General features: G+C 61.6%; 12 protein-coding genes. 10 read left to right on the top strand and 2 right to left on the bottom strand.

What is annotated here, in order from left to right:
- Positions 1-162: 162 nt before the first annotated feature.
- The 9 genes from dnaE (at position 163) to DW112_RS00660 (ending at position 16,468) form a co-directional block, all read left to right on the top strand.
- Positions 163-3,966 carry a DNA polymerase III subunit alpha gene (gene dnaE / locus DW112_RS00700; protein WP_117764923.1) on the top strand — a complete coding sequence of 1,268 codons (3,804 nt, stop codon included), beginning with the start codon at positions 163-165 and terminating at the stop codon, positions 3,964-3,966.
- A 28-nt stretch (positions 3,967-3,994) separates the two neighbouring features.
- Positions 3,995-7,459, top strand: coding sequence for an SNF2-related protein (locus DW112_RS00695; protein WP_118328134.1), 3,465 nt, complete (start codon positions 3,995-3,997; stop codon positions 7,457-7,459).
- 168 nt (positions 7,460-7,627) lie between these two features.
- A complete protein-coding gene (locus DW112_RS00690; protein ID WP_118328133.1) occupies positions 7,628-7,990 on the top strand; it encodes a desulfoferrodoxin family protein in 363 nt (120 codons plus the stop codon).
- A 117-nt stretch (positions 7,991-8,107) separates the two neighbouring features.
- The gene (locus DW112_RS00685) at positions 8,108-10,093 is read left to right on the top strand and encodes a hypothetical protein (protein WP_118328132.1); all 1,986 of its coding nucleotides are present in this window, start codon (positions 8,108-8,110) and stop codon (positions 10,091-10,093) included.
- Positions 10,094-10,230: 137 nt separating this feature from the next.
- Positions 10,231-10,752, top strand: coding sequence for a crossover junction endodeoxyribonuclease RuvC (ruvC, locus tag DW112_RS00680; protein ID WP_035137351.1), 522 nt, complete (start codon positions 10,231-10,233; stop codon positions 10,750-10,752).
- Positions 10,752-11,372: a Holliday junction branch migration protein RuvA gene (ruvA, locus tag DW112_RS00675; protein WP_055310211.1), complete on the top strand. Its 621-nt coding sequence runs from the start codon at positions 10,752-10,754 to the stop codon at positions 11,370-11,372. The genes ruvC and ruvA overlap by 1 nt, the downstream gene beginning before the upstream one ends.
- Positions 11,372-12,439, top strand: coding sequence for a Holliday junction branch migration DNA helicase RuvB (ruvB, locus tag DW112_RS00670; RefSeq protein WP_118328131.1), 1,068 nt, complete (start codon positions 11,372-11,374; stop codon positions 12,437-12,439). The genes ruvA and ruvB overlap by 1 nt, the downstream gene beginning before the upstream one ends.
- 144 nt (positions 12,440-12,583) lie before the next feature.
- Entirely contained in the window at positions 12,584-14,251 is a 1,668-nt protein-coding gene (locus tag DW112_RS00665; protein ID WP_118328130.1) for a formate--tetrahydrofolate ligase, read from the top strand.
- 195 nt (positions 14,252-14,446) lie between these two features.
- Positions 14,447-16,468 (top strand): zinc ribbon domain-containing protein, encoded by a 2,022-nt coding sequence (locus DW112_RS00660; protein WP_118328129.1) that lies wholly within the window; start codon positions 14,447-14,449, stop codon positions 16,466-16,468.
- A 290-nt stretch (positions 16,469-16,758) separates the two neighbouring features.
- Here DW112_RS00660 and DW112_RS00655 read toward each other — a convergent pair whose 3' ends face one another.
- A complete protein-coding gene (locus DW112_RS00655) occupies positions 16,759-16,995 on the bottom strand; it encodes a hypothetical protein (RefSeq protein ID WP_118328128.1) in 237 nt (78 codons plus the stop codon).
- A 137-nt stretch (positions 16,996-17,132) separates the two neighbouring features.
- On the opposite strand from DW112_RS00655, the gene DW112_RS00650 reads away from it, so the two are divergent.
- Complete coding sequence (locus tag DW112_RS00650) at positions 17,133-18,068, top strand: hypothetical protein (RefSeq protein WP_118328127.1); 936 nt, start codon at positions 17,133-17,135, stop codon at positions 18,066-18,068.
- 110 nt (positions 18,069-18,178) lie between these two features.
- Here the strand turns inward: DW112_RS00650 and DW112_RS00645 are convergent, their stop codons facing one another.
- Complete coding sequence (locus tag DW112_RS00645; protein ID WP_118328126.1) at positions 18,179-19,360, bottom strand: cation diffusion facilitator family transporter; 1,182 nt, start codon at positions 19,358-19,360, stop codon at positions 18,179-18,181.
- Positions 19,361-19,439 lie beyond the last annotated feature (79 nt).

Here is a 19,439-nt window from a genome sequence, read left to right as displayed (position 1 = left end):
GGTCCGGCCCCTTTGCGACGAATGAAGCAATCAGGTCAAAGCAGCTAAAAAAGACACGTCCCAAAAAGACTGCCCGTGTGGGTTTGGCTAGGTTCGGGCGCTGTCCGCGCCGTGGGGTAAAATCGTTCAGTCAGAACACGAACCCGCATCGGAGCTCATCACATGGCATTCGTCCATCTGCACAATCACACTGTTTTCTCCATGCTCGACGGCGCAACCCGTATCCAGGATATGGTCAATCGTGCCGTTGAGCTGGGCATGCCCGCCGTGGCCATTACCGACCACGGCTACATGTATGGCGTACCCGACCTGGCGCTGGCCTGCGACGCCGTCAACCACAACACGCCCGAGTACAAAACCTGGAGCCACGACAAGGCCTTCTTGGAAAAGGACCGCCGCGACGAGCTGGTGGAGCCCGATCCCGAGTCCAGCCCGCGCGAGCATGCCCAGTATGTGAAGGACATGGCCATGTGGGACGAGAAGGGCAACATCGACGAGCTCAAGCCGCCTCTGGTCATCAAGCCCATCTTTGGCTGCGAGGTCTACTTTACGCCGGACGAGACGCTTGCCCGCGACCATAAGCCCGAGCTCTACCACATGATCCTTCTGGCCAAGGACCAGGAGGGATACGTCAACCTGATGCAGACGGTCTCCGAGGCCGCCGTGCAGGGCTTTTACTATAAGCCGCGCGTGACGCTCGACAACCTGCGCCGCCACGCCAAGGGCATGATCTGCACGAGCGCCTGCATCGCGGGCATCATCCCCAAATACATCGACCGCGGTGACATGGAGGGCGCCATCAAGTGGGCCGAGACCTTCCGCGATACCTTCGAACCCGGCGACTTTTACATCGAGATCCAGGAACACGGCATCACTACCGACAATGGTCTGACCGACGAGCAGATGGACCGTACGCTCATCGATATCGCCAAGCAGGTGGGCGTCAAGGTCATCGCCACCAACGACTTCCACTACCTGCGCCGCGAGGACGCGCCCGTGCAGGACGTCATCATGTGCATCGGTATGAACGCCAAGGTCGACGACCCTAACCGCATGCGCATGACTGGCTCGGAGTTTTACATGAAGACCGAGGAGGAGATGCGGGCGATGTTCCCGTATTGCCCCGAGGCCTGCGACAACACGCTCGAGATCGCCGACAAGTGCTACGTTGAGCTGGACTGGGACTCCATCATCCTGCCGCGCTTCCCGCTGCTCGATCCCGGCGAGACGCACGAGAGCCAGTTCCGCCGCGAGTGCGAGAAGGGCCTGCGCCAGCACTACGGCGACGACTGGGCCACGCGCGAGATTGGTGGCGTCAACATCAAAGAGCGCTTTGAGTACGAATACAAAGTCATCTGCGACAAGGGCTTTGCCGCCTACTTCTTGATCGTTGCCGAGTACGTGCAATGGGCCAAGGACAACGGCATCGGCGTCGGCCCCGGCCGTGGCTCGGCCGCCGGCGCTATCGTCGCCTACGCCATGAACATCACCGCGTTCGACCCGCTCGAGAACGGTCTGATGTTCGAGAGGTTCCTGTCCCCGCAGCGTACCGAGATGCCCGATATCGATATGGACTTCGACGATGAGCGGCGCCTCGAGGTCGTGGAGCACGTTCGCCAGCTCTACGGCCCCGAGAAGGTCACCCACGTCATCACCTACTCGACCATTAAGGCCAAGCAGGCCATCAACGACGCTGCGCGCGTCCTGGACTACCCGGTCTACATGGGCCAGCGTCTGTCCAAGATGGTCTCGAGCGACCCCAAGGTCAAGCTCAAGCAGGTGCTCGAAAAGCAACCCGGCAAAGAGGATCTGTTTAACCCCGATTTTGCCGAGGCCTATAAAAAGGACGACGACGCCCGCCGCATCATCGACACGGCGCTCTCGATCGAGGGCCTTACCCGTGGCGAGGGTGTGCACGCGTGCGCCGTTCTGATCTGCCGCGACCCCGTCAACGAGCACGTGCCCACCAAGCTCGACACCAAGGGCGGCGTCGAGATTACCCAGTACGAAGGTCATACCGTTGCCGACATGGGCCTGCTCAAGATGGACTTCTTGGGCCTGCGCACGCTGACGGTTATCTCCAAGGCCAAGGCAAACATCAAAAAGAACTTCGGCATCGACATCAAAGAGGAAGAGATCCCCTTTGACGACCCCGAGATCTTTAAGCTCATGGGCTCCGGCCATACCGCCGGCGTCTTCCAGGTCGAGTCCGCCGGCATGACGGCCACGATCAAGAACATGAAGCCCACCGAGTACAAGCACGTCGTGGCATTGATCGCCCTGTACCGCCCGGGCCCGCTGGGCGCCGGCATGGTTTCGTCCTACATCAACCGTATGAACGGCAAGGAGCCGGCCGTCTCCTACGACGACCGCCTGGACGACATCCTGGGCGAAACCTACGGCACCATGGTCTACCAGGAACAGGTTATGCTCATCTCCGTCGAGATGTGCGGCTTCTCCAAGGGCGAATCGGACTCGCGTATCCGTAAGCCCGTGGCTAAGAAGAAGATCAAGCTGCTCACGTCGACGGTGCTGCACTGGGAGGATGGCTCGGACGAGACCACCTACGACCACTGGATGAACGGCGCTATCAAGAACAACTACACGCGCGAGGTCGCCCAGAAGATTTGGGACGATGTTCTCGAGTTCGCATCCTACGCCTTCAACAAGTCGCACTCCGCCGGCTACGCCATCCTGGTTATGCAGACGGCGTGGCTCAAGGCGCACTATCCGCACGAGTACATGGCGGCCGTTCTGACGTCCTATACGGGCAAGACCGACAAGATCGTGCACTACGTCTCGGCGTGCCGTCACGACGGCATCCCCGTGCTGTCGCCAGATGTCAACGAGTCCGGCACCGAGTTCACGGCTACCAAGGAGGGCGTGCGCTTTGGTCTGGCCGGCATCCGCGGCGTGGGCACCGGCGTGGCGCAGGCGATTATCGCCGAGCGCGAGGCGGGCGGTCCGTTTAAGACACTGCACGACTTTGTCGAGCGCGTGGACTCGAGCCAGGCCAACCGTCGCGTAATCGAATCGCTGATCAAGGCAGGCGCCTTCGACTCCACGGGGTATCCGCGTCGTCAGATGATGCACTTTGTGGACAAGAACAACCCCGAGAACATCATCGACGCCGCGATAAAGCGCCAGAAGGACCGCGCGAGCGGCCAGACCTCGTTCTTCGACATGTTTGGCGACGTTGAGGGCTCGGGCTTTGAGGTGAGCGTGCCCGATCCGGACGGCCAGGAGTGGGACCGCCACCTTAAGCTGAGCCAGGAGAAGGAGGTTCTGGGCATCTATGTCTCGGACCACCCGCTGCGCCCGTTTGAGTATGCACTAGCCAAGGCGCGCGACTTCTCGTTCTCGCAGATCGATACCGGCTACGAAGTTCAGAATCCTACGGGCGGCACCATCAACCAGGAGATTCCCGAGGGCAAGGCGCTGTGGTGGGCCGGCATGGTCTCGAGCGTGTCCAAGCGCGTGACCAAAAACGGTGACCCCATGGGCATCGTGCAGCTCGAGGACATGGAAGGCGAGGCCACCGTCGTCGTGTTCCCCAAGACCTATAAAGAGGCCGAGGGGTACCTGTACGGCGAGGTCGATCCCGAGACCGGCGCGCAGCTGTCCGATGCCTTTGTGCGCATTAAGGGCAAGCTCGAGCGCTCGGACCGCGGCGACCAGATCATCGCGCAGGAGATCGTGCCGCTCGAGCTCAACGAGGAGAACAACAAGCCCAAGGTGTTTGAGGTCATGGTGCCTAACAGCCGCTTTAGCCAGGGCAATATGGCGCGCCTGGCCACGGTGCTCGCCGCTAACCCGGGCGGCGACCGCGTGGAGATCTTTATCGAGCAGGTGGACGGGCGCGTGCTGCGTGCCGAGGTACCTGCCAAGGTCAACGCGCGTTCGATTCCGCTGCTGGCCGAGGCCAAGGCCATTGTGGGTAACCAGGGTCGCGTGACGGTGATCTAAGCTACCCCGGGTGAGATTGGAGGAAGTGATGGCGCAGGGGACGTTTGTGCAGGCGCTTCGCAAAGAGGCGGCGTTGAGCGGCACCTTTATGAAGGGGCGTTCGCTCATGCTCAACGGTGCCGTGCTGTCGATCGAGGACAGCGGCTCGCGCTTCTCCAAAAACGTGACGGTCGAGGGCACGGTGCGCGGCTCGCGCGGTGACCTGTACAAGACGCACGTGGCGCTCGACATGGACGAGCACGAGGTTATCGACTACGACTGCGACTGCCCCGCCGCATACCGCTATCCCGGTATGTGTAAGCACGCTATTGCCACGGCGCTGGCGTATTTGGATGCCAGCGGCGCCGAGCCCGTCGAAGGTTTGCGCACGCCGGTTCGCACGTTTACGGCGCAGCCGAAACAGCCCGCGCGCGCCGCGTCCGCCGCGCCGGCCGTCAACCCCAATTTTCCCTTTCCGGCGCCCATCCCCACGAGCCCCAGCCTCATGGCGGCACTCTCCGATCTTTCGGACGCGCGCATGGATGAGCTGGCGAGCATGCGCCGCAAGCTCGCCAGCAGTGTGGATCCCGATGTCCCCAAGGCGGTGTTGGAGCCCTCGTTGGCGCCGTACTACAATCCGCTGTTCGCTGACCGCTTTAGCTGGGCGCTCGAGTTCCGCATTCGCTGTGGATCGGTCTCCTACGTGGTCAAGGACATCGACGGCATGGCCGATGCCTACGTGCGCGGCGGCACGTTCTCCTATGGCAAGAAGCTCACGTTTGTCCATTCACCTGAGGCCTTTGACGAAACATCGACAAAGCTGCTCAACCTTGTTGTGACGACAGTTGCCTATCTCGATGACATCACAAGCTCGCGTTCGGCGTCGTACGACTTTGCCCGCAGCGGTTTTGTTGCCGAGCGTCAGTTGCCGCTGTCCGAGCATAGCATCGTATATGTGCTGGACCTGCTGCGCGGCCAGACCATCTCCTTTGAGCCCGCCTGGTCGCGGGGGACGACGACGCGTCGCACCTACGACGTGGCGGTTGAGCTGTCTCCGCAAGGGGAGGACGAGGCGCCCGCTAAGCGCCCACCACTTCTTGCCGCCAAAATCGCGCCGGCGGCTGGTGGTAGCTATGACCTGCGCCTGCCCGCCGATATGTACTGCTTTGCGTCGGGCGATGTCGCCTACTTGGTTGACACGCGCCGCGCGCGCCGTACCGACGCTGCATTTGCTCAGCATGCCGCACCTTTTTTGTCGCGCTTGCTGCCGTGCCGCACGCCCGCCCATATTGCCGCCGAGCAGGTGGGTGAGTTCTGCCGTATGGCGCTGCCCATTTTGCGCGACTATACCGACCTGACCGCCCCCGCCGCACTCGATGCCGTGGCGCCCGAGGCGAGCTTTCATTTTGAGATTGGCGCCGACGATGGCCTTGTGACCTGCAAGATCACGGTGTTTTACGGCGATTGGTCGGCAAATCTCTTTAGCCTTGGTGCCCCGGGCAGCCCCTTCGAAGAGCAACGCCCCGGCGTTCCGCCCCGCGACGCGGTGGCGGAGTTTCGCGTCATGGACACGGCGGCCCTGTATTTCGATTTTCGCGAGGGCGGCCTGGCGTTTGAGGAGCGCGACGACGCCAGCCTGTTCTGCCTGCTGACCGAGGGCCTGTCTGCGCTGTCCGAGCTTGGCGAGGTCATGCTCAGCGACCGCCTGCGCCAGATCTCGGTCCGCCCTGCGCCCAAACTTTCGGTGCGTGCGGCCGTCAAGAGCAACCTGCTCGATGTCGAGTTGGGCGCGAGCGGGCTTTCGGCAGCCGACCTTGCCATCTATCTCGACTCGTATAAGCGCCACCAGACGTTTGTGCGCCTTACGTCCGGCGACATCGTGCGCCTGGATGAGGGAGCGCGCGCCGCGTTTGGCCTTGCCGAGGACTTGGGTGTCGATGCCGTCGACCTGCTCGACGGTGTGTCGCTTCCCGCATCGAGTACCCTGTTTGTCGATAGCATGCTTGCGCGCACACCCGCGCTCGAGGCCGATCGCGACGCAGCATTTCGTCGCACCGTTGAGCGTCTGGACACGCTCGGCAAGATGGACTTTACGGCACCCGCCTCGCTCAAGGCTACGCTGCGTGGCTACCAGGTCGACGGGTATCAGTGGCTCGGCTCGCTCGAGCACTTGGGCCTTGGCGGCATCTTGGCCGATGACATGGGCCTGGGCAAAACGCTGCAGATGATCGCGCATATTCTGGCGCGCGTGGAGGCGGGGGATGCCAAACCCACGTTCGTGGTATGCCCCGCGTCGCTTGTGTACAACTGGACTGCCGAGTTGGAGCGCTTTGCCCCAACGCTTAATGTGTGTGCCATTGTGGGCGCCAAGGCTCAGCGCCGCGTGCAAATTGCCGGTGTTGCCGAGCACAACGTGATCGTGACGTCGTATGACCTCATGCGCCGCGACATCGACGAATACGCCGAGCAGGACTTTGCCCGCGTGGTGCTCGACGAGGCCCAGTACATTAAAAACCCGCTCACCCAGGTGGCCCGCGCTGCCAAGCGTCTGCCGGCCGGCGTGCGCTTTGCCTTAACGGGAACGCCCATCGAAAACCGCCTGTCCGAGCTCTGGAGCATCTTCGACTTTTTGATGCCGGGCCTTCTGGGCACGCGCGACTCGTTTGCCAAGCGTTTTGAGAGCCCCGTTGAGCATGCCGAGGGCGACAGCGCCGCTCGTCTGCAGGCGCTCGTAAGCCCGTTTGTGCTGCGCCGCGTAAAGGAAGACGTGGTAGCCGATCTGCCCGAGAAGATCGAGGACACCGTCATGGCGCAGCTTACCGGCGAGCAGCGCAAGCTCTACCTGGCCAACCAGGACCGCATCGCCCAGCAGGTGCAGCACCGCGAGGCTGGGGAGTTTAAGAAGGACAAGCTCAAGGTGCTCGCCGAGCTCACCAAGCTGCGCCAGATCTGCTGCGACCCGCATCTGCACTACGCGGACTACAAGGCGGGAAGCGCCAAGCTCGATACGTGCATGGAGCTCGTCCATGGTGCGCTCGACGGTGGTCATCGCATCTTGCTGTTCAGCCAGTTCACGGGCATGCTCGATATCATCGGCAAGCGCCTGGCCAAGGAGGACATTGCCTTCCTTAAGCTCACGGGCGCATCGTCCAAGGAGAGCCGCGCCAAGATGGTTGCGCAGTTCCAAGCGGGCGAGGTGCCGGTGTTTTTGATTTCGCTCAAGGCGGGCGGCGTGGGTCTTAATTTGACGGCTGCCGACGTGGTCATTCACTACGACCCGTGGTGGAACGTTGCGGCGCAGGACCAGGCGACCGACCGCGCCCACCGCATTGGCCAACAGCACACCGTGACCGTGTACAAGCTCATCGCCAAGGACACGATCGAGGAGCGCATTATGCAGATGCAGGAGTCCAAGCGCGATCTGGTCAACAGCGTGCTCGGCGGCGATGGCATCTCGTCGGCGCTGTTCACACGCGAGGATGTCCTGGCGCTGCTGGGCGGTGAGGGGCGCTAGCCTGTGTGCTGATGCATGCGTAGCCGGGCGCTTGGAATCGCCGATGCGCTCCGGCCCCGACCGCTTAACACGTCCGTTATGTGTTCATTTGCAATGCCATGGATGGCCTGGCGCTCTTTGGGCATAAGAAGCATCAAGTACATTGGCACATCAGCAAAGGAGAACATCATGGCGAAATTCTTTAAGGATTCCGATGGCAAGCTCATTGCGGCTCTTGGCGACGACGTTGCGACCCCTGCCGGCTGCACGGAGTTGACCGCGAACACCGAGGATGCAGCGCACGAGAAGCACGTGCCCGTCGTCGAGATCGAGCGCGACGGCCACGTTATCCGCACGCGCGTGGGCTCGACGGAGCATCCCATGCTGCCCGAGCATTACATCGAGTGGATTGCGCTTGAGGCCGAGGGCCGCCTGGAGGTCCATTACCTTAAGCCCGGCATGAAGCCCACGACGTTTTTCGCTGGCGGCTCCAAGACCGGTACTATCTATGCCTACTGCAACCTGCATGGGCTGTGGTCCGCGACGTTCTAGGAGCGCGCCCCCGCTCGGGGTATCATAGCTAGCATATGCACATGCGAGCGCCGGCTGCATTATGCGGCCGGCGCTTTTACTACGACAACGACGATTTACGACGGAAAGGGCTGGGCCATGAAGCTCGCACTTGCACAGATCGATATGCGCCTGGGTGATATTGAGGGCATTTGCGGCCGCATCGAGGACCAGGCTCGTCTGGCCCATGAGCGTGGCGCGCGCGTGCTGTGCGTTCCGGCCCCGCTCTTTATGGGCGCCATACCGGGCGGCCTGGTGGGCGCTGCCGACTTTGAGCACGATATGCTGACGGGCCTGACGGGCGTTGCCGAACGCATCCAGGAGCTCGACATGATCTGCATCGTGCCCGCGGCGGTTTCGTTTGAGGGCCAGCCCCTGCTCGACTATATGATGCTTAAGGACGGACGCGTGGTGCCCGCGCGCGCAAGCATTGCCCTGCAGCGCGGCGAGAACAATGATACGCGCTGGGCGCCGCCGGTGTTTGACGTGGACGGCGTGCGCATTGCCGTGGTGTTTGACCTGGACCGCGAACTCGAGATGCTGCCGACTGGCGTCGACCTCATTGCGTATTTCCAATTCAACGCGTTTGACATGACCGACCGCGAGACTGCTGCCATTGCCGCCGTTCGCAGCGGCGCCTACCGCAAGATCGCATCCAAGCGCAGCGTGTGGTTTGCCTGCATGGCGCCGGTCGGTGCCTATGACGAGTCGGTGTATACCGGCGGTTCGTTTGTGCTCGACGACTGCGGCCGCGTGGTGGCCCAGGCGCCGTGTTTTGAGGAGAGCCTGCTGGCTCAGGAGATTCAGCGCGGCGTGATGCTCGATGCCCTGGAAGATCACGAACTGCCCGAGTTTCGTTCCGAGGAGTGGCTGTGGCAGGCGCTGGTGCTCGCTGTGCGCGACAACGCCCGAGCCCACGGTGCGTCGCGTGCTGTGGTGGCACTCGAGGGTGACTTGCCGTCGTCCCTGCTGGCGGCGCTGGCCGTCGACGCTCTGGGCCCGCGTAATGTGATTGGCCTGGTGCTGGGGCGCAACCGTATTTTTACGCCGGCGCAGGAGGAGGTGGAGGCCGCCCGCTGTGCCGCCGTCCGCGCCATCGCCGAGCGTCTGCACATTCGCACCGTCGAGCGCGATGCACCGGATGCGGCGCGTGTGCTCGATCGCGACGTGTCGGCGGGCGATGCCGAGCGTCTGCGCTCGCGCACGTTGGGCCTCATGCTGGAGGACACGGCGCTCGAGCTGGGTGCGATGGCGCTGAGCCCGCTGTCCAAAACCGAGTACGCGCTGGCGGCGCCCGCCCTTTCCGGCGGCTACCAGGGCGGCTTTGCGCCCTTTGGCGATGTGTATCTGTCGACGCTTGAGTTTGTGGCACGTGTGCGCAACCGCACGTCTGCCGTGGTGCCCCAAGAGCTCGTGACGCTCAACGCGGTGGAGGATTGCATGGAACGCGTGCTGGCGCAAGCGCTCTCGACGCTCGACGGTCCGGTCGACATGCTCGACCGCGCGGCGCAGCTGCTCGGTGGGCTCGAACCGGGTGAGGTCGATGGTGCGCTCGAGGCGCACGTGGACCGCAATCGATCTTTCGACGACATCCCGATGGCCGCTGGCAAGCCTGAGGCCTGCTCGCTGCTGCTGATGCTCGTTCGACAGGGTGAGGCTGCCCGCCGCATATTGCCGACGGCACCGATCGTCTCGTCCCGCTCGTTTGCCGAGCGCTCTTGGCCGTACATGCTCGCCTGGTCCGACCTGGGGCTTAATGGCAAGGAGCGTATGTCGGTCGATTCGCTGGCGCGCGCCGAGGTGCGCCGTTTTGCTGACGAGGATACGAGTGAGCGCATGCGAAACGAGATGATGGGCGTGCTGGGCGAGCTACTGGGTATTTCGCCCGAGCAGATGGAGGAGCTGCGCTCCGAGGACGGTCAGCGTCGTTTGCACGAGGGAATGAAAAAGTTCGAGGGCGAGGTTCAGGACGCCATCGATAAGATGATGGGCGGTCAGGGCGGCTCGCAAGGTGGTCCCCAGGATGGTCCGATGCCGCATCCGCCGGTGGATCCCCGACAGTTCCCATTCTTCTCGCAGAACTAAACTGGGGGTAGGATTCGCTTCCAACCCTGACACTTCAACTGAGCATCTTGGCCCCGTTGTGTTATTCTAGAACAGACGTTCGTGAATGATGCGCGGGGCCTTGTCTTGCGCTGTGCTTGTGGCGAGGGGAGGTTGGCTTGGTTATCTTGGGCATTGACCCCGGTTTGGCCCATACGGGTTGGGGGATTATCGAGGAGCGGCGTGGCGAGGTTCGCTGCCGTGCCTACGGTTGTATCGAGACCAGCGCCGGAAGTCCGCTCGCGGTGCGCCTGTCGCATATCGCCCGCGACCTCAAGGGTGTCGTGGAGCGTTATCGACCCGATACCGCTGCCATCGAGAGCATCTACTTTGGCGCTAATGTCCGCTCGGCAATCCCCACGGCACATGCCCGCGGTGCCGCGCTCGTGGCGCTTTCGGAGTGCGCGCTCGAGATCGGCGAGTACACGCCTATGCAGATCAAGCAGGCTGTGGTGGGTACCGGTGCCGCAGATAAGCGGCAGGTCGCCTACATGGTGCGCACGCTCACGCAGCTCGATCACGACCCGCATCCCGACCATGCCGCCGATGCCCTGGCCTGCGCCATCTGCCACGTTAACCTCAGCCGCACCCGGGCGCTTACCGGCGGCGAGTTCTATCAACAGAGAGGAACCGGATACTGATGATCTCCCAGCTCCACGGAACGCTTGTCGAGGCCACGATGAGCTCTGCTGTCGTCGATGTGTCGGGCGTTGGCTTTGAGCTCGGCATCTCGGGCAGCACTGCGGCCACGTTGCCGACGCCCGGCGGCGAGGTCCGCCTCTACACGCGTATGCAGGTGCGCGAGGACGCCATGACACTTTTCGGTTTTTCCTCTAAGGATGAGCGCACGATGTTCGATCGGCTCGTGTCTGTCTCGGGCGTTGGCCCGCGCTTGGCGCTCGCCGTGCTTTCCACCTATACCGTGGGGCAATTGTATTCGCTGGTGATGGCCGAGGACGACAAGGGCATGGCCAAGGTGCCCGGTGTGGGCAAAAAGACAGCTCAGCGTCTGATCCTGGAGCTCAAGAGCACCTTTGCCAAGGACAAGGGCTTTGTGCCGGTCGACGTGATTCCCGGCCAGGTTGCGATGCCCGTGCCCGCTGCCGCTCCCTCGGCCATCGATGACGCCCGTGCGGCGCTCCTTTCCATGGGCTTTAGCCCGCAGGAGACCGATGTTGCCCTGAGCGGGTATGATGGGCAGAATATGCGTGTCGAGGATCTGCTCGGCGCGGCGCTTAAGCGACTCGGAATGGATGCGTGATGTGGGAAGCCGATGACTCTCAGGACCTGTGGGCGACGCCCGGCAACTCGCCGGCGGCATCCATGGCGCACGGCGAGCGCATGGTGGGCTCGGAGCTGACGGCCGAGGACCTCGATGTCGACCGTACCCTGCGTCCCCAGCGCTTGAATGACTACTGCGGCCAGGAGCACATCAAACAGAGCCTGCGCGTGTTGATCGAAGCGGCACAGAGCCGTGGCGAGACGCTCGACCACGTGATCTTCTCGGGCCCTCCGGGCCTGGGCAAGACCACGCTGGCCACCGTTATCGCCAACGAGCTGGGTGCTCAGATCAAGACCACGAGTGGCCCCGCCATCGCGCGCACGGGCGATCTGGCGGCCATCCTTACCAACTTGCAGCCGGGTGATGTGCTGTTTATCGACGAGATCCACCGCCTCAACCGTTCGGTCGAGGAGGTCCTGTATCCCGCGATGGAGGACTTTGCCCTCGATATCGTGATTGGCAAGGGTCCGGCGGCGCGCTCGATTCGCCTGGATATCCCCAAGTTTACGCTGGTAGCGGCAACGACCCGCTCAGGTATGTTGACCGGTCCGTTGCGCGACCGCTTTGGCATTTCGTATCGCCTGGATTACTACACGGTCGAGGAGCTCGCGCAGATTGTGACGCGCTCGGCGACTATCTTGGGCGTGACGATTGACCATCCGAGCGCGCTCGAGATCGGCTCGCGTTCGCGCGGCACGCCACGTCTTGCCAACCGCCTGCTCAAGCGCGTGCGCGATTACGCACAGGTGCGTGGCAACGGCCCTATAGAGCTCGATATCTGCCGCCAGGCGCTCGAGTTCTTCGAGATCGATGAGCTCGGTCTGGACTGGATGGATATTCGCATTTTGGAGACGCTCGCTAAGACGTTCTCCGGTCGCGCCGTGGGACTTACGACCCTTGCCAGCGCGGTGGGCGAGGACCCGGGCACGCTCGAGGATGTCTATGAGCCCTATTTGCTGCAGTGCGGGTTGATGATTCGTACGCCGCAGGGCCGTCAGGCAACCCTTCGCACCTTTGAGCACCTGGGGATTGAACCTACCGTTTAGGGCGCTTTGTTTTGGCGGGCTGTTGAGCTATCGCTGGGCATCGGGTAAACATATCGCCGTTCATCGGTTATGGGCGTTTTACTATTGCGCGCCCGTGCTATGCTGAATTGGTCTTTTTCTCATTCGGTAACGAAAGGACCGCCCATGCCTACTGACATCGAAATCGCACGTTCTGTCACGCCGCTGCCTATTACCGAGGTGGCCAAGAACGCCGGCGTCGACGTTAAGCACCTTATTCCGTACGGCTTCGACAAGGCTAAGGTCGACTATTCACTGCTCAACGAGCCGACTGATCACCAGGCCAAGCTCGTCCTCGTGACCGCTATCAACCCCACGCCTGCGGGCGAGGGTAAGACCACCACGACCATCGGTCTGGCCGATGGCCTGCGCCGTCGCGGCATTAAGAGCGCCGTGGCCCTGCGCGAGCCTTCGCTCGGTCCCGTGTTTGGCGTGAAGGGCGGTGCCGCCGGTGGCGGCTGGGCGCAGGTCATCCCCATGGAGGACATCAACCTGCACTTTACCGGCGACTTCCATGCTATTGGTGCCGCCAATAACCTGCTGGCAGCCATGCTCGACAACCATATTCAGCAGGGCAACCAGCTCGGCATCGACGTTAAGCGCATCACTTGGAAGCGCGTTGTCGACATGAACGACCGTCAGCTGCGCCATGTCATCGACGGTATTGGCGGCAAGGCCCAGGGCGTGCCGCGCGAGGACGGCTTCGATATCACCGTTGCCTCCGAGGTCATGGCGATTTTGTGCCTGTCCACGAGCATCAACGATCTTAAGGAGCGCCTGGGCGAGATCGTTGTCGGCTACAGCTTTGCCGGTGAGCCCGTCCGCGCCCGTGACCTCAAGGCTCAGGGCGCCATGGCGGCCCTGCTCAAGGACGCGCTCAAACCCAACCTGGTTCAGACACTTGAGGGCACGCCCGCGTTTGTCCACGGCGGTCCCTTCGCCAATATCGCCCACGGCTGCAACTCCATCATGGCCACGCGTATGGCTATGCGTTTTGGCGATGTCGCCATTACCGAGGCCGGCTTTGGTGCCGACCTGGGTGCCGAAAAGTTCCTCGACATCAAGTGCCGCATGACGGGCGTTCGCCCCAGCGCTGTCGTGGTCGTCGCCACTGCCCGCGCGCTTAAGTACAACGGCGGTGTTGCCAAGGCCGACCTCAACGACGAGAACCTCGAGGCCCTCAAGGCCGGCATGCCCAACCTGCTGCGCCACGTCGACAACATCCAGAACGTCTACGGTCTACCCTGCGTGGTCGCCATCAACCGCTTCCCGACGGACACCGAGGCCGAGCTCGAGCTCATCGAGTCCGAGTGTCAGAAGCTGGGCGTCAACGTTAAACTGTCCGAGGTCTGGGCCAAGGGCGGCGAGGGCGCGCTCGACCTGGCCGATGAGGTCATGCGCCTGATCGAGCAGCCGAGCGAGCTCAAGTTTGCCTACGAGGACGGTGCCGATGTGGCCGACGCCCTCGAGGCTGTCGCCACTAAGGTCTACCGCGCCGATGGCGTCGACTTTACGCCGGCTGCCAAGCGCCAGCTCGCCGAGCTGCGCGAGAACGGCTTTGGCAACCTGCCGGTGTGCGTTGCCAAGACCCAGTACAGCTTTAGCGACAACGCCAAGGCGCTGGGCGCTCCCGAGGGCTTCCGCATCACCGTGCGCGAGCTCAAGGTTTCCGCCGGTGCCCACTTTGTGGTCGCGCTGACCGGCAGCGTTCTGACCATGCCTGGCCTGCCCAAGGTTCCCGCGGCCGAGAACATCGACGTCGACAACGATGGCAACATCACCGGCCTGTTCTAAGCCTGCTGCTCATAGCCGCTTGCCCGCCCCGCCGCGCCACCAAGGCCCGGCGGGGCTTTTTGTTCCCAAGGGGACGGAAGGATCATTTTAGGACGGCGACAATGTTGCGCAACAAGAATCACTATTTCTCCCGTACGGTGTAGTTGGAAGAATTGCGCGGGCGCATTGCGGCTGCAACAAGAGACGGGAGATGCGATGTATTGCACCAAGTGCGGAGCTCAGATACCCGATGGCTCCATGTTTTGCACGAGCTGCGGAGCACGCGTGGACGGAGTTGAGGACCAGGCGGAGCCTGTGGCGTTTCCGGTAGGGGGTGCGCCGGTGGGCGACCCTGCGGGACGGCACGCTCTTCAGGGTGCCTCGGCTCATATGGAGGTGCAGTCTCGTTATGAGGAATCTATGACCAAGTCAGCCGAGGTCGCTCAACCGTTTGTTCCGACGCCGCAGCCAAAGAAACCCAAGCACAAGGGCCGTATCGTCGCTGCCGTTATCGGCGGTGTTGCCGTTGTCGCCATTGTCGCCGCTATCGTGATCGTGCCGCGTATCGGCGCATCTTCCGAGGTAACTTCGGGTGGCAAGGGCTACGTTGTCTGCGCATGCGAGACCAAGATTCTCCCCAAGAACAGCAAGGGTAAAAAGCTCAAGAGCTATACCGTCGAGCTGGCGCCGGTGTCCGGCAAGGGTAAGAGCTGCACCATTAAGGTCGATGGCGAGGACGGCTTTACCATGGAGGACTTTGGTGAGCTGCCCGATCAGAAGTACCAGATGACCATCACCTCGGGCAAGGGCAAAAAGAAGAGCACGACCACCATGAAGGTCGACTATACCAAGGAAGGTTCGGACGCCCCCAAGAATGTCGAGCTCACGCAGTCCAAGAAGGAGGCCAAGGCGTCTGCCAAGGCGGCGGTCAAGACGGCAGATGAGCTGTTCACCGATAAGATTCTCGAGTACCAAAAGAAGTACGGCGAGGGCGAGGCTGTCGGGTTCGATGAATATGCGTATGGAGCCCAGGGTCTTGCTTACGCCAAGCTCATTGACTTTGATGGCGATGGTCAAGATGAGCTGCTGATTGAGTATTCCGATGAACCGGTGGACCGTGGGGATAACGCAGCCGCTGCGCATCTTGAGGTCTGGGCGTATAAGAATGGCGAGATTGAGAAGGTCTACACGCCAGAGGTAAACGTATCTCATCAGGAGGCGTGTGTGTCTGTCTGGCTTGATGAATACGAGGGCAAGATTGGTTTTTCGCAGTGGTATGACCATGGGACAGCAATTAAGCAAAGCGATCTCTCTGGCAAAAGTGGTCCTTCTGCTCACGAATACCAAGTTAAATTCATTGGCTACGACGGCAAGTCATTCAAAGCCATGACCGACCTTGTTGCCCCGAATGAAGTCGGTTCTGCCTCTTTGGGCGGTTTTGGTTTCTTGTATGCCGACGAGAGCTCGGTTAACAGCACCATTGGCACGGTCGCCACGACGCTGGAGCAGCTGAAGTCGAAGGATGCCGGCGACGATGCGCAGGTGAGCTACGAGGCCGTCTCTGCCACGCAGGATGTCGACTTTACGGCAGCGGTTGGCGAAGGCCCGCTGGACCCGTCCCCCGATGACACGTGCCAGATCACGGCTACGTGGACCTATCCCCAGGTGAAGGGGCAGGGCGTGGGCGTCGCCAAGTTTAACAAGGATATGGTCCAGCTCGTCGCGGATACGCTCGACGCGAGCAAACAGGCCTCGATGGACGACGAGGACAGTCGCGTGACCATGATGTACACCGCCGAGATCGTCTCGATCGATGGCGATATTGCCTGCGTGCGAACCTACACCGATAGCTATCAACCTCCGTATCGATCGGAGCGAGTGACAAGGTCGGCGTACTACAACCTCAAGACGGGCGAGCAGGTTTCGCTCGAGGACTCGCTTGCGCAGCACGGGCTTTCGTTTGATACCCTCAAGAGCGAGGCCAAGCAGGCAATTAAGACGGCAAAGCCGGATATAGACTCCGTGTCTGAGGACAACATCGACGATGACGATAACTACACCGAGGATCATTTCTACTACGACGGCAAGGGCTACATCATCGTCCTCGATACTGGTGAGTTTGACTGCATGGCATGGGATACCCACGACTTGGTTGCGCATGCCTTCGATTCGAACTATTCCTGCGGTCAGGATGTAACGCCCGAGCGAGCCAAGGCCACGTACGTACCCAATGAGTAAGGTAGACCGCGAGGGATAAATTGAACAGTCCCCGGTGACGCAAAACGCAGCGCCACCGGGGACTTTTTGATGCAAATTGGCTCCGAAATAAGCTATCTGGGCCAGCCGCGCCACGAAAAGCGCCCATCTACTACGTTTGCCAGGGTTGGACCGACCATGGAGCGTTTTTTAACAATGCGGCAAGACGTTTACCTGCGGTTTTGTTAATACAAATATGGCTATGGTTGGCACCCTTGGGTTAAACGTAGTAGATGGGCGCATTTTTTGGTGCACAGCCCAAGAAGGGATCATTAGCCGCGCTGGAGGCCGAAGAGTTTGGCGTTGCGCTCGGCGACTATCATGTTGATATCGGCGATTTCCATCTCGCCGTCAATGTAGGGCTGGTAGGTGCCATATGGATCGCCTGCTCCCAAGCTGCAGCTTCCACAGTTATCGCAGCTGCCGTTGCCGCAGCCAGCGAGTGCTAGCTTGATGATTTCCTCGCGCTCGGCACGCGTCGTGTCCTTGATGAGCTTGCTTTTTGCCATGACGTTCCTCGATTCGCTCGTGACCGTCGGCCGCGCATGTCTTGTAGATACCGGCGGGCTTTGCCCATCATAGGCTTTTGCGCGGGTAGAATGCATGGATAACTTGATGCTTACGGGCGACGGAAAGGAATCGTTGCATGGACCAGGATAAGACGACCGTAATGGGTGGCTACGGCTCCCCGCGGACGGGCAATGGCGCCGATGAGACCCGCGTCGTGCCGAATCCCGGCTACGCTGCCCCCGATACGACGCAGGCGTCGGCCGATCCCACGCGCGTTGTGAATTACGGGAACGCGGCGCAGGACCCGTATGGCGCCTCGTCGCAGAGTCCCTACGGAAGCGCGGCGGCAAACCCTTATGATGACTTGCTGCAAAACCCCATTCCGCAACCTCAGCAGACGACATATATGCCGCGCACGGCACAGCCGCGCTACGAGTCGCGCGACCGATATGCGCGCGAGCCGTATCGTGAGTATCCCAAGTCTATCCCTCAGTATGGCGAGGACGAGGAGAAGAAGTCTTCGCGTTCGTCGAGCGTGATCAAAAAAATCCTGATTGTGCTGGCGATCTTCTTTGCCCTGTCGGTTGTGTTTGCCATCGTGTCGGGCATGCTCAACAAGCGGGGCGCCACGACTGATACCACGGCAGGGCAGACCGAGACGACCCAGTCCGGCGCCGTCGACCTGAGCGATATCCCGGGTCAGTACTGGTCTAACGCCAAGAAGCTCCTCAAGTCGCGCGGGGCCGATCTTTCGAATGCCGTGATTCTGACCGATGACGGCTCGACGCCTGTTGTCGACGCCAACTGGGTCGTGACGTCTGCCTACTATAACGACAACGGTAACCTCGAGATTCAGCTCACGCGCAAAGACAGCTTGTCGGGCAATGCGTCCGGCGACCAGGGCACCACGGACAGCTCGAGTTCCAACACGCTGGAGGACCTGAGCAACAAGGCGCAGGAGTTGGGAGACAAGGCCCAAGAGCTGGGCGATACCGCACAGAACCTGGGCGATATGGCAACGAACGCCTGGAATGCCCTGCAAAACGGCATTTCGGGCGCACAGGGAAACTAGCGGTCGAGCGGCTAGAGCCTTAGCAGTGCAAACAAAAACGGGACGCAGGATCGCGTGACCGGGCGCATAGGCGCGTTGGTCGGCGGTCCTGCGTCCCGTTTTGCTGTCGATTACAGCTGCTCGGCCGGACGCTCGGGTGAGCTAAAGCCCGAGTCAAATGTGACGACGCACGAGGCATCGGGCCGGCGCTCGTGCACGATGCGCGTGACGAGCTCCAGCAGCTCCTCGTCGGATATGTCAAAGCCGTCGGGACGCACCAGGTCAAACGAAACGAACCCCTCGTGCTCATGCAAGTCGTGGATGGAGAGCGCGGGGTCGATCTGCATGACACCGCGCTTGACCCAGCCGCGCAGGTCGTCGCCGGTGGTGGCGATGGGGTCGCAGTGCAGTGTGATACCGATGCCCATCTGCCGTTTGATATCGTGCTCGATGGTGTCCAAGATTTCGTGGTGCTCAAACGCATCACCCTCGCCGGGCATTTCCACGTGCGCACTGGCAAATTGGCGGCCGGGGCCGTAGTCGTGCACCATCAGGTCGTGCGTGCCTAGGACCTGCGGATACGACATGATCTTGTCGCGGATTGCCTGGACGAGCTTGGGGTCGGGCGCTTGCCCCAACAGCGGGCTGATGGCGTCGCGCACCAGGCCCATGCCGCTGATGCAGATGAAGATGCCCACGCCCAGGCCTGCCCAGCCGTCGAGGTCAAAGCCGGTCGTCTGCGAAATAAGCGCTGCGGCCAGGACCGAGGACGAGGTAATGACGTCGTTTTTGGAATCCTGCGCCGTGGCGATAAGCGTCTCGGAATCTATGCGGTTGCCCAGCGTGCGGTTGAACGCCGCCATCCAAAACTTGACGAGCATGGACAGAATAAGGGCTGCCATGGAGAGCGCCGAATATGCGGTGGGCGAGGGCTTGATGATCTTGGTGACCGACTCCAGGATCAGGTTGATGCCGACGGCGCAAACCAGGACGGCGACAACCAGGCCGGCGAGGTACTCGTAGCGGCCGTGGCCGTAGGGGTGGCCTTCGTCGGCCGGGCGGCTGGCAAGGCGGAATCCGAGCAGGCTCACGATGTTGCTCGAGGCGTCGGAGAGGTTGTTGAAGGCATCGGCGATAAGCGAGACGGAGCCGGCGAGCAGGCCCGCGATGCCCTTGGCTAGGCACAGGGTAATGTTGAGGCCGATGCAGATGAGGCTTGCGGCAAAACCCGCGTTGGTGCGGCAGGAGGTATCGACCGGCTCGCTTTCGCTGCCGGGAACAAGCGTATGTACCAGCCGATTTACAAATAGCATAACGATCGTCCTCACAATCATGTTTAAGGGGATAGTGTAGCTCGCGCGGGGGCGCCGTGCACCGATGCTCAGAAAATGC

Origin of the sequence: Collinsella sp. AM09-41 (genome assembly GCF_003473245.1) — a bacterium.
GTDB lineage: Bacteria > Actinomycetota > Coriobacteriia > Coriobacteriales > Coriobacteriaceae > Collinsella.
This window is presented reverse-complemented; position numbering and strand designations above follow the sequence as displayed.